The 13,037-nt window shown below is 38.1% G+C and carries 10 protein-coding genes; all 10 read right to left on the bottom strand.

From position 1 onward, the window contains the following. Nucleotides 1-13: 13 nt before the first annotated feature. A complete protein-coding gene (locus SFU91_06000) occupies nucleotides 14-781 on the bottom strand; it encodes a glycosyltransferase family 2 protein (protein MDX2128570.1) in 768 nt (255 codons plus the stop codon). Beyond that, on the bottom strand, nucleotides 762-1,433 hold the full coding sequence (locus SFU91_06005; GenBank protein ID MDX2128571.1) for a class I SAM-dependent methyltransferase: 672 nt from the start codon (nucleotides 1,431-1,433) through the stop codon (nucleotides 762-764). Before SFU91_06005 ends, SFU91_06000 begins: the two co-directional genes overlap by 20 nt. Before the next feature lie 128 nt (nucleotides 1,434-1,561). Next, the gene (locus SFU91_06010) at nucleotides 1,562-4,024 is read right to left on the bottom strand and encodes a YfhO family protein (GenBank protein MDX2128572.1); all 2,463 of its coding nucleotides are present in this window, start codon (nucleotides 4,022-4,024) and stop codon (nucleotides 1,562-1,564) included. Between the two features lie 32 nt (nucleotides 4,025-4,056). Then, a complete protein-coding gene (locus tag SFU91_06015) occupies nucleotides 4,057-5,115 on the bottom strand; it encodes an NAD-dependent epimerase/dehydratase family protein (GenBank protein MDX2128573.1) in 1,059 nt (352 codons plus the stop codon). Then, nucleotides 5,112-6,695: a hypothetical protein gene (locus SFU91_06020; GenBank protein MDX2128574.1), complete on the bottom strand. Its 1,584-nt coding sequence runs from the start codon at nucleotides 6,693-6,695 to the stop codon at nucleotides 5,112-5,114. The genes SFU91_06015 and SFU91_06020 overlap by 4 nt, the downstream gene beginning before the upstream one ends. A 50-nt stretch (nucleotides 6,696-6,745) precedes the next feature. Continuing rightward, a complete protein-coding gene (locus tag SFU91_06025) occupies nucleotides 6,746-7,954 on the bottom strand; it encodes a glycosyltransferase family 1 protein (GenBank protein ID MDX2128575.1) in 1,209 nt (402 codons plus the stop codon). Beyond that, nucleotides 7,951-9,195 (bottom strand): GDP-mannose 4,6-dehydratase, encoded by a 1,245-nt coding sequence (locus SFU91_06030; GenBank protein MDX2128576.1) that lies wholly within the window; start codon nucleotides 9,193-9,195, stop codon nucleotides 7,951-7,953. The genes SFU91_06025 and SFU91_06030 overlap by 4 nt, the downstream gene beginning before the upstream one ends. Before the next feature lie 35 nt (nucleotides 9,196-9,230). Continuing rightward, nucleotides 9,231-10,229 (bottom strand): GDP-mannose 4,6-dehydratase, encoded by a 999-nt coding sequence (gene gmd, locus SFU91_06035; GenBank protein ID MDX2128577.1) that lies wholly within the window; start codon nucleotides 10,227-10,229, stop codon nucleotides 9,231-9,233. A gap of 90 nt (nucleotides 10,230-10,319) precedes the next feature. Then, complete coding sequence (locus SFU91_06040; GenBank protein ID MDX2128578.1) at nucleotides 10,320-11,555, bottom strand: glycosyltransferase family 4 protein; 1,236 nt, start codon at nucleotides 11,553-11,555, stop codon at nucleotides 10,320-10,322. Beyond that, nucleotides 11,542-12,852: a hypothetical protein gene (locus SFU91_06045; protein ID MDX2128579.1), complete on the bottom strand. Its 1,311-nt coding sequence runs from the start codon at nucleotides 12,850-12,852 to the stop codon at nucleotides 11,542-11,544. The genes SFU91_06040 and SFU91_06045 overlap by 14 nt, the downstream gene beginning before the upstream one ends. Nucleotides 12,853-13,037 lie beyond the last annotated feature (185 nt).

Raw genomic sequence — 13,037 nt, forward strand, 5'->3', positions numbered from 1 at the left:
TGAAGAATTTAATTTACTTTTGAATGGGTTTACGTTTGTAATCACCACGCGACAGCATCTTTTCGAGCCAAATGTATAAAACAATGAAAAGATACCGGCTGCCCATTTCCTTAATCTTCAATTTCGACTCCCCGGCTTTTCGATTTGTCCAAGATATGGGAACAACGGCAAAATTATAGCCCCGAACAATGGCCTTTAAAGGAAGCTCAACCGTCAGGTTAAAATGGTAGGCTATCAGCGGCTGCAACCCATTCAAAACCTCACGCCGATATGCCTTAAAGGCATTGGTCATATCATTGTGCTTGATATTGAATAGGGTTTTAATAAACCAATTTGCCAAGCGATTCAAACCCAATTTGAATGTCGGGTAATCATATACCTTCCCACCTTTTATGAAGCGAGACCCGAAAACACATTCATATCCTTCTTTGATTTTCTTATAATACACCACGATATCATCCGGGTGGTCAGAGAGGTCTGCCATAACGATGGCTACGGCTTCGCCTTCAAAATTTTCAAGCCCTTTTCGTACGGCAAAACCAAAGCCATTTGGCGGTGTATTGTTCAAATACCGAATTTGAGGGATTTCGGCTGAAAGTGATTTAAGGATTTCTTCGGTTTTATCTCGGCTGTTATCATTAATCACCAAAATTTCATAATCGTCGATCAACTCTTTTTGAAACCTTGTGGCTATCGCCCGGAGTGTTTCTTCAATGCTTCCTTCCTCGTTATGCGCTGGAATAACAATAGAAAAAAACGGTTTATTTTTCTGCAACGACAAAAGCCTGCCCTCCCAAAAACTTCCACGCAAGCGGAATCATTAAATACAGTTTTACTAAAAAGACTGATTTGGGAAGTGAACTGTTGGTGGTGTAAGGTAAAAATCGTGGAATGTTAAGTTTTAATTTGTAACCCACCACTTCCAATACTTCAACTAACGCACGGTCGTCAATTGGGGTAATGTGATCGAAAAACATCCAATAATCATGCCCAACGAAGCGGATATTGGGTTGAAGAATTAAGAGTTGGCCCTTTGGCTTCAGCACTCTCAAACATTCTTTTAAGGTTTGTGTGATTTCATCGCGCGTAATGTGTTCCAAAAAATTGGACATAAATATCCGATCGACCGAATCCGTCGCAACGGCTGAAAGATCGGAAGAAATGGAAAGAATCACTTCCACATTCTCATTCGCTCGCCGCGTGGTTTCTTCATTAATGTCCACGGCAATTTTGCGCTTGGCTTCAATATTATTGATAAATTCACAATACCCGGCTGCAACTTCAAGGACTGTCGCGTCCTTGGGGATGTACTTCTGAAAAAAATCTTTGCACAAGACTTTCCACATTTCGGCTCTGAACTCTGTTTGAGCGCGAAACCTTAATTCATAAATTTGATCGACCGCGAGCTCTTGAATCGATGAATTACTTAACATGCTTAAAAATTAAATGGACAAAACACAATATACAGAAAAAGCTTGGGAAGGGCTGTGACTCAAACAATTAATATGGAACACTGATTCAGCTTATTTTCACTGACTTTTATCTGGGTTCATCTGCTCTATCATTGTTTTCTGCGTTCTATCAAAAAAGAGGTTGTGATTGCAAAAAATGTGATTACCCACGAAATCATCGATACCCACAATGACATTCGATGCCATCGCGGCTGGTAAATCAGTTGCAAAACACTTTCTCCTTTCTTCACAAAAACCGCTTGCATCGCATAATTGACACGGTGTAAAGCAACTTCGTAATTGTTGATGTATGCCCGCCATCCATTGTAATCGGTATTGGGTATTACCACCCATCCGCTGGAATTCGTTTGAAATTGAACCGTTAACTGATTCTTTCCACGCTCGAATTTTATTATTTCAAATGACTTAATGATTGAAATCTCAAAAGAATCGTGCAGAGGGTTTTTTGAAACCTTTGATTCAAGGGTTTCAACGAAGTTTGGATGGGATTCAAAATAAACGGTATCTCTTGAAAAGTTTCTTTCATTCGGTTTTTGAACAGCCGCCACGCCTGAAAAATAGGCTCCTCCAGCCCAAAGTTTATTCCTGTAAATCGAAATCGCACCTTCAAAACATTTCACGAAATTTGTATCGCGAATTTCACGCTTCTTGTGAACCAACAGATACTTTACATTGAGAAGCGAAAGCCGCTCGGCCTCGATTTTCTTTTCTGCCAGCCATCCCACATTTCTTGGCCCCATATTCGAATTCCCATCAATCGTCGAAATCCCGTAAGCCGCTAAATAATTGGGGTAAAAAATCCATCGTTCGCCTTGGGTGTGGAGCGTCATAACACGAAAATCGGTTGAGTCTGATTTCAAAAATCGTGTTTCCACTGTTTCAGGATAAAGTGGTGTTTTCATAGGGTCTGAAACCGGAAGCCAATTGAAATCATATTTCCACAAACTTAAAATAACCGCCAATGAAATTGCTAAATATGAAATTATCGGATTTACTTTTCGTTTAAGCCACAATGCCCAAATTGTTAAAGTGAAAGCAGCTAAAATCAGCGGAAACCATAAATCGAATGATGTCAGCGAAAAGTGCTGCAATACTTTTTCGGAGCGCGCAAGAAACCAACTTTCATTGCCTTGAGCCGCAATGTTCGATTTCATAGCAGCATTTAACAGACCCTCGACTTTTGCTTTAACTTCATCTCGTTTAATTACAATAGCAAGACCAGCGATAATTTGTAAGAAAAACACCACAATGATACCCCATAATCCGATTTTAATATGATTTTGTAGTTGCTTTTTATCCCAAAACCCTTCCAAAGTTTTGGTCATATAAATCGCAGAAGCAATTAAAGCACCAAATACAAACACCATCCAAAAGCGATGATACAGGAGTTTATAAAGCGGGGTGAGAATCGGGAGTCCCAATCCTAAAATCATTAAAAGAATAAATGGTCTTGCCTTAGCCATTTTCCAAAGGGTAAAAGCTGCCACAAGTGAAAAGTAAAAAGGTAAAAATCCAATGTAGGCGCTGAATTCGTCGAGGGTTGTTCCAAGCAATTTTGATGCGTCTAAGGCGCGTGGGCTTCCTAACAGATCGGGAAATGGAATCGTGATTAAAAACGGTAACGATAAAAGGCGTTGCAAAAGGGTATAATGCTTTGAATTTGTTGCAACCCTATTCGATTCATCCAAAAGAAAAAACTCCAAATAAGGCACCCAAGCAGCCAAAGAAAGAATGAGGGAAATGATGCCAATTGCGAGTGGAATGAGCAAGAGAGAACTTATTGAAGGGACGCGGGATTCAAGCGACCTAAAATAATAGAACACCGTAAATATAACGACGACAAACACCGCGGTTTGCAAACTTGACCCCAAAAATGCGAGTGCCGTAAATAGGCAGACTAGCCCATAATGCCAAATTTTCCGCTCTTCAATAGCCCAATCCAATGTAGCAATCATGAACGGCACCCAACAGAATGCGCTAACCATATACCGAAAATGAAGGTTCGTCATAAACTTCCCGTTCAGCATATAAACAGCTGCAAAGAGCAAGGCAATCCAATACGCAATGCCAAAACGCCGGAGCAATAGAAACATTCCGAAACCCGCAATCCAAAGCTCGGTAAGCAGCAAACGGTGATAAGCGCCGGGCATATCGCCAAGCGTAAGGATGATATTGAGCGGGGTAAATTGAACAAAACACGAATTTGCAAATTGTGGGAAACCCCCAAAGATATAAGGATTCCAAAGTGATAAGTCGCCTGAAAGCCACGCCTCGCGCGTTAGTTGAGCAACGGGGTAATAATGCGTAAGTGCATCGTTGATAAAATGATTATGAACATCAGCTGTCTTTCCCTCGGCGTAGGGTAAATACATTGTATTCATAATATCCAAGGGGAGGAGGATTTTCCCCTGAAAAACAATTTGATAAAAAAACGCAAGCAATATGAATAAAAGTATAAGCGCGGCGAGGGGAATTTCTATGTTCCTTGATTTTCCGAGAAAGTCAATCCTTAACGGGAGAAGTTGAAGTGTATTTGTGGAACTATTGGTCACACATTCATTGATGAAATTGTGAAAAATTTTCTTTAGGAATTAAAGAGTTTAGAGAACCGCGATTCATTCTCTTTAATCCAATTGAATGTGTCTTGAAGAATCTCTTTTGGTGTGCGTTTGGGTTTCCAACCGAACTCGGGCTCAGTTTGCCCGTTATCGGTCACATACCAAATCACATCGGCAGGTCTATTTTCGGGACTTTGCATAACGGAGACTTTATTCCCCGTGATTTCTTCGCATAAGGCAGTGGTTTCTAACAGCGAAAGGCTTACCGGCCGTGAGCCGCCGGAATTAAATACTTCCCCGCGATACTTCGGCAACGCAGCCAGTTGTTTCTCAACCAATTCACACAAATCAAGGACATGTAAGAGGTCTCTCACCTGCTTCCCTTTTCCACCAAAACCAATATACTTGAGGTTCTTTTTGAAATAGTGCGCCGTGAGCCAAAATGTAAACACTCCTTGATCGACTTTGCCCAACTGCCACGGCCCGGCAATAACGCCACAGCGATTGATGATTGCAGGCATATTGTAACTGTGGGCATATTCTTCCAAGATCACCTCTGATGCAAGTTTTGTAGCCCCATAGAGGGAACGCGCGCCTTTTAAGTCAAACTTTGTGGATACCCCATTAATTGAAACGCCTTGCGAATTTTCTTTTAATTCGAAACGCGTATCACGCTCCACAAATTGCAACTCATTGAGACGCGTGTAAGGATAAACTCGCGAGGTAGAGATGAAGATTACCCCTGCGCCGGTTTTACGGGCATACTCAAAACAATTGAGCGACCCAGCCAAATTCACATTGAGCATATACCGTGCATCATCGCCCTCTGTGCCCACAAGCACTGAAGGCTCGGCACTGCATTCAATCAGGGTGTCAAACGAGCCTTTGAGCTTCCCGAAATCTTCGGGATTACGGATATCGCCGTGAACAAAGTCGCAGCCGAGTTCTAAAATTCTGGATAAGAGAATTTCCGAACCACGACGCGAAAGGTTATCCAAGCAAGTGACTTGATGCCCTTTTTGAGAAAGATAAACAGCTAAGTTGGAACCGACGAAGCCGGAGCCGCCAGTGATGAGAATTTTCATTTCTTGAAAATTAGTAAAGTATCAGTTTTATTAATAGGAATCTTATAAGCCTGCTTTAATTCATAAGATTGAGAATTATTACTCTTAACTATAAAATAGTGGTCTAAATGATTTAGTGAATCTGATTTACTAGGTTCACTAAAATAAATATAATTTTTATCAAAGACCGAATAGAATAATAAATCAGATATGTTCGCTTTGTCAATTACAACAAAGTCCTTTTTTTCCGAAAAATACTTCCTTATTTCTGAAGTAGTTAACTGATTAGGGTAATTTAGACCAAAAGAGAAATAGTAAAAAAAAATAAATTTAATAAATATTAAAATATAAAGGATTAATTTAACTTCATATTTAACAAATTTAAAAGAAAGTTCTAAAATAGATAAAAATAAAATTAAAAAAAGAAAAGATAGAAAAAAAACATGATGTGTTCTCGGGTACATTATAATGTTTATAGAGAAATATAATAAAATTGTTACTATAAATAATAATACAAGAATATTATTATCAAAATTATATCTAATTTTAGTTTTTTTTAAGTCTATTAGTAAAAAAGGAAATAACAATAATCCTATAAAAAAAATAAATTCTATTACTCTAAATTTTGAATTTTCCCATAAAAACAGTGAGGTGAATAAAGGAATAAAAAGATCACTTAAATTTTGAAGACAATGTTTAATAAAAAATTTAGGATTTTCCGAAAAAGCACCTATTAATGAATCAGCTCCATTGAAAATTAAACAATTAATTTCACGAACCTTTTCATAATCATACCATATATTTAAATTAATGGTCGGGTTCCATTTAATATAATTCCAACAAAATTGCATAATAAATGCGTCATAAAATCGACTGACCGGAGATTGATTTGATATTAAATAAAAAAAAGAGGTAATCAATAATGATAAAGCAAAAATTATAATAACAAAAATATTAGAGAAATTAAAATTCCTAAAAAAATATATAAGACTAAAAATTAAAAAAATAATAAAAATTACCTTCAATTCGGGTCTTATAAATTGCAAAAAAGAAAAAACGAATAAATAGCTAAAAATAAAATATTGTAATTTTTTTTTATTGGAGCAAATTAGAAAATTGACAATAATAATTACCAAGGAAAGATGCGAAGATTTTGGCCCAGCATTCAACAAACCTTTAGATAAAAATATAAGTGAAATTATGACTAAAGCAATTATTGGAGGAAAATCTAGGGTTCTACAAACCAAATATATACTTATTAATATTATAATATAAAATAGATAGGTGTTAAAATAGTAAATAATTGTTGGATTTTCAAATATAAACCAAAATAATGAATAATAAATCATGTATATAGGCTGATTATCTTTTAAACTAACATGATCCGAATAATAAAATTTAAAGTTTTCTTTAAGATATTTACCTTCAAATATTTTCCAAGCGTCATCTCCAGCACCTAAGTCTGTTACATTTATATTACCCGTAAATATAAAGCCAGACCAAAAGTAGAGAAGAGAAAATATGAATATAATTATTATATTAAAAATATCTTCTCTTTTATTTTGATAAAAATCAGTATGATTGAAAATAAAATTTTTCATAATTTAACATGAAAAGGGATGAAAAAAAGATAATTTTAACGATGAAATTATTATATAAATAAATTATATTTAATTGTTTCAATTGCAATATTTGCACAATATTTCCAACTAAATTTCTCCAATTGCTCATTTGTTTTATTTATTAATAACTTTCGATAAATACCATCAATTGTCAATTTCTCAATTGCATCCTTAACTTCTTTAGTTTCCTCAGGATTCACCACAATCCCCGCATCCCCAACTACTTCCGGCATAGAAGACGTATTGGATGTGATTACCGCAGTTCCTGACGCCATTGCTTCCAAGAGTGTCATCCCAAAACCTTCATAAAGTGAAGGATGAAGATTGGCAACCGAACCGGTGTATAAAGCGGAAAGTTCATTATCAGTCACAGGAGGAAGCAATTGAATGTACGACTCGGCTTCCTCCTCGCGAACAACTCGGTAAAATTCTTCAACTTCAGGCTTCCCATATTTTGCCATTACACCGGCAAAGTAAAGAAACATCGGAGTTTTTATCTCTCGCTTTGCTGCCGCGAAGGCACGAACGATTCGCTCTGTGTTTTTGGAAGCATAAATGCTGCCGACATGAATAAAATAGGGGCTTTGAATCTTGTATTTGGCTTTTACTGTATCAATTTCATTTTGCGGGCGCGGGTAAAAAACCTTTCTATCGCAATCAAGATAAGTGACGGTAATCTTTTCTGCTTTAGCACCAAAGTGCTCAATCAAATCATTTTTGGTTGCTTCTGAAATTGCAAAAATGTGATCGGCAAGTTCAACATTTTTTGAAGTACGCGTATTTAACCGCCGTCCAAATGCTTCCCCTTTTTTCGAAAGAAGTTCGTGGATAACATCATAAATGGTAATAACCACCTTCATCTCACTTGGTTTAGTGCCAATGTCGCGCTCACCTGAAAAATGAACCACATCAAGCCCTGCCGATTCAAGTGTCCGGTTGTGAATGAATCTCCGTTGGAGAGCGCGAATTTTTATACCCAAAGATGAATCCATAAATGGGAGATAAATTTCGCGCATTAATGGGAGAATCGATACATTCTTTTTCGGCTGAACAAGTTCTTCAATCGGCTTTGGTGATAAATGCGAATGAATCAATAAATAATAGTGATTTTCAGAATCAATGTCTAAAAGATTGAGCAGAAGATTTTTTTGATAGACTCCGATTCCGCCGATATTTTTATTATCGCCTTTTCGTGCTAAGCCGTAGTGCAAAAAGCGAATATCAAGCCCAATCTTCATTTTCTTCTCAGATTTTCAACCATTTGGCGAGGATCTAGCATTTCAGCGATAATCGCGCTCAAAGGTGTTTTGAAACTTACTCCAAGCTTTGAGACTTTAGCGGTATCGGCTATGAGTATCGGAATATCGGCTTGCCTGATTTTCGATTTATCGAACACCACACGAATGTCTTTTGATGCCGTTTCAACGATAAACCCGCAGGTTTTTGATTTATCGGGGTTTATCTTAAACTCATATTTGCCGGTGAGCAAAGCAATATCAAGTGCGGTTTGTGGGGCTTTTTTCTGAAAGAGTGTGATACTTTCTAACTTCAACGGATTTTGAAATTTGTTTTTCCCTTCAAGTCCGCGAATCGAAAGCACCTTTCCAAAAGTTGCTTCAAGTGCGAGCAGTAAAAAAGTCGCCACAGAATTTGCTTTGCCTGAGCCGCAATTATAGATTTCACCGCTTTTCCCTTTTTCCGCAAGGGACATATACGCTTCAATCATATCCCATACATACGACCAATCCCGAAAGGTGGAAACATTCCCAATACTCATTTCCTCGCGCTCGCCCCGTTGAAGTTCCTTAACCTGCTGAATGATTGAGCCAGTAACAAAATTAGCCCCTCGCCCAAATCCTTCATGATTGAAGGAGCGTGTGGCAACCGCATCCAGCCCATATAGATTCACATAATTATGAAGAATCATTTCATTATGCGCACGGCTTGATGCATACGGAGAAAGCGGACGCAAAGGGGCGGTTTCTTTCAATGGCAATTCACTCTTCACTTCATCCGTTTTACCAAAGAGATAATAAGGATGATTACTTTTGTACCATTTCATATCTTCTTTGCTATGAATGGCTCTCCCGTACACATCGGCAGAACCAATATGAACAAGCCGCGCCTTTGATTGCAATTTGCGAAGCGATTCCAATATGCCGGTTAACGCGAGTACATTGGTTTTGGTGGTTTCATAAGGCTCCGCGATGGATACCTGCACAGATGATTGCGCCGCCAAATGAAAAATGATATCGGGCTTGCGGGTTTCGATGAGTTCAAAGAGCGATGGAAAATCGGCACAATTATTTCTTACAATTTCAACACCCGGCAAATCATCATTTTTATTCAGCTTCGAAAGCTTTGTTCCAAGCACTGATGCGCCGTGGTCTAAAAGTCGATAGACAAGCAAACTTCCTACAAAGCCCGTTGCACCGGTCACTAAGACTTGTTTTCCCTTCCAAAACTGCTTTCCTTTCATTGACGCCAAGGGTTTTCCGCTAAGAATTGGAGGGGTTAGGCATGTGCAAGTTGAGCTTTATCAATAGCTTCGATTTCGGCTTCAACCATCAATTTTACGAGACCTTTGAATGTGGTTTTCGGTTCCCAACCGAGTGCTTGTTTTGCTTTTGCATAGTCGCCAATGAGTAAATCAACTTCGGCCGGTCGTTCGTAATCAGGGCTGGTTTTAACAAAGTCTTTGTAATCGAGGCCAAGCATTCCGAAAGATTCTTCACAGAATTCACGCACAGTGTGTGTTTCGTTGGTGGCGATAACATAGTCATCCGCCTTCGGCTGTTGGAGCATCAACCACATTGCCTCAACATATTCTTTGGCATAGCCCCAATCGCGTTTGGCATCGAGATTACCCAGCACCAATTGCTTTTGCAAGCCTTTTTTGATGCGCGCCGCACCAATGGCGATTTTTCTTGTTACAAATTGCTCCCCGCGGCGAGGGGATTCGTGATTAAAGAGAATCCCGGAACAGGCATACATCTCATAGCTTTCGCGGTAATTGACGGTAATCCAATGCGAATAGAGCTTAGCCACGCCATAAGGGCTGCGTGGATAAAAGGGCGTGGTTTCAATTTGTGGCACCGCTTGCACTTTGCCAAACATTTCGCTTGATGAGGCTTGATAAAACTTGCAATTAAGGCCCGAAAGACGAATGGCTTCTAAAAGCCTTGCTGTTCCTACAGCGGTGACATCGCCGGTGTATTCAGGGATTTCGAAACTCACCTTGACGTGGCTTTGCGCGGCGAGATTATAGACTTCATCGGGCTTGACAATCGTAAGCATCCGAGTAAGCGAAGAGCTATCGGAAAGATCGCCGTAGTGAAGGAAAAATTGATCTCGAAAATTTTTATTCTCACGAATATGATCGATTCGGGTACGTTGAACAACACTTGTTCTACGCACGATTCCGTGGACTTCATATCCCTTTTCAAGTAAAAGCTCTGCTAAATACGATCCATCTTGACCGGTAACGCCGGTAATCACTGCTTTTTTTGACATTGAACGCTTTATTATTTGATAAAAATTTTTGAGGATTGCAAAGATAATACACCAGAAGCCTTTCTTAAGCGGGATTCATCACATTTATTTCTATAGGTTTTCTCGTTTGATGATTTGCTGATATGCCTCTTGAACCCGCTCGTGGTAACGCTCCCAAGTAAAGGATTGAATGTATTGATATGCACTTTGCCCCATCTCTTTCGCTCGTAAGGGGTTTTGATAGAAGAACTCGATTTTTTCCATCAGCGATTCCACGCTGCGAATCGGTACTTGAAACCCATCTTGCCCATCACGCATCACCGAACCGGTATTGGGCGTAACAATCAACGGCAAGCCACTACCCATTGCTTCATAAGTGACCAACGCTGAACCTTCAATAAGGGAAGGCAAACAAAAAACGGTTGAATTCGCATAGTATTCAGATAGTTTTTCATTCGGAATGGAATGAATATGCCGAAAATGCCCCTCATACTTGGCAAGAACCGGCTTGAACTCTTCATCAATAGGGCTAACGAGCAAGAGTTCAGCATTGGGCAAGTTTAGTTTCTTGAATGCTTCAAGCAAATACAACATCCCTTTTCGAAAGCCAATGATGCCCACGCAAATCACACGAAAAGTATTGTCGGTATTGGGTTGTTGTTGAAATCGTTTTGGGTTGAAGCCATAGGGAATCACAAAAATTTTTGAGGCATCGAAACCACGACGTGCGAAATCGGCTTTGATAAACTCTGTGGGTACAAAAAGATAGTCGGCAAGCGAAATTTCTCGGCGTTTACGGCGAATATTCCAATCATCTTTTCGGGCATAAATGGGTGGCTGCAAACCATAAGCGGCGTATTCTTCGGTTAAGATTTCACGGATGGTCATGTGGTGGAAAATGGGTTGATCGAGAACGGTGATAGCGCCAAGCGATTTTGCACGCTTCATTGTGTGTTCCACGCAGGATTCAAAGCCGTGAAAAACACTACATTCTTGCAATTGAAAAGCGACCCTCCGATCAAAAAGGTCGCTCACAAGGTTCATAATTTGATATCTCCCGAATAACTTGACGAAAGGAGGAATACGATAGATTAATTCAGGAAAAAAATAACTCACCACATGCGCTTCATTCAATGAAGGATGCTTACGATTTGATATTTTCTTTAATAAGGAAGTTGGAATGAATCGCTTGATGAGCTTCTGAAATTGCCCGAGTTGGGCTTTGTCGTAAAATGAAGTGTAAATTTTTCTTAAGAGACCAGCTTTCTCTAAGGCATGAGCAGTTTCATAGGCGTGATGCTTACCAACATTAGAGACAATGACTTTTACTTCTTTAAAATCTCCCATCACTTGGCGAAAATCGTTTATGAAATACTAAAAAAGAACCATTGACGCTTAATGAATTAACTTGAGAAAATTTCTCATTTAATTGAATAATCATATTATTAGAACTTGACCTTACTAAAACAAAAACTTCAACTTCACGATCAATTTTAATCTTATTGAACGGTCTTGATCCGTTTCTTATATTATGATTGATATTATCAAAGCAAAACCAAGGGTATTCCACAACATAAATTAATGCCTGAGGGTTATTTATTGATAACTCTTGAATAAATTGACGCTCCTTTTCAACGGTTGTAATATTAAATCCCGGCATAAATTGTGCACTCCGGTAACCAAATACATCAAAAAACCATTTCTCTTTCAATTGCTGATTTCCTAAAATCGGAAATGAAATACGGAAAATAAAATAAAGTAAAAAAGGAACAATAAAAAGGAGAGATAAGTTAAATCTTAATGAAGAAAAAAATGATAATTTTTTTGCAAAATACAATAGGAAAACAACAAGGAAGATACCACTAAATCCTGAAGGAAGATAATAACGCAAAACTGCAATATAAATAAATGGCTTTCCTGAGTCATCTATTGTGTACCCCCAATCCTGAAAAACTGAATAAACAAAAAGAAAAAGTGTATTTGCTAAAGTAACAAAAAAGAGAATTAAAGGTAGATTATTCTTATTTCCTCCTTTTCTCAAATAAAAAATTGAAATAAACAAGCCGGCATAAATAAGTATCGATAACGCAGAATATATTAAACTTGGTGGTTGATTAATTAAGCCTATTGATTCTCGTATAGATTCAGGTACAAAAAATAAATAGGGTGTAAGCGCGTATTTAAGTAATTGAACGGTAGGGAGAAAGTTTTCCAAAAATGACGTAAAAGAGATTTTAAGGGGTTGAAATGGTAATGAATTACTTTTAATCAGATATTGACCCGCCAAAAATAAAAGCAGCACCGGTAAAGAAAAAAGCGCAATATCCTTAATCTTTTTACTAATTCGTTCGTTGCAAACGAATAAAACAAAAAAACCAAAAACAAAAAGTAAGTAGAGTGATGAATATCTAAATAAATATGAAATTAAAAAAATTAAGTAACACTGAATAATCGTTTGTATTGTAACCCCTTCAAGAGAAGCTTTGTAAAGTTGCAAAACAAAAATTGGAGTAGCTGCCCAGACAACAATATCTGTTCCCCACCACGGAGGCGTAAAGAATAAGACTAATAAAAAAATAAATATTACAAAAAGATAAAAAAATATTTTATTTTCTGCTCTTAAATTATTGAAAAGGATTGACATGATCCCCCCCCAATAATACCAGCCTACCAAAGTACATATCGTCAGAAATCCCTTTAAACCTACTATTACAGGGATTTTTAGGAGCAAAAATAAAAATACAAGAAATGAATAGCCGGGTGGAAAAATGGCGAGCGCGGATGAATCCGGCTTTTGAGAAATACGTCGATTTTCTTCGAACTTTGTCC

This window comes from Chloroherpetonaceae bacterium (assembly GCA_033763895.1).
In the GTDB taxonomy this organism is placed as follows: Bacteria; Bacteroidota; Chlorobiia; order Chlorobiales; family Thermochlorobacteraceae; genus JANRJQ01.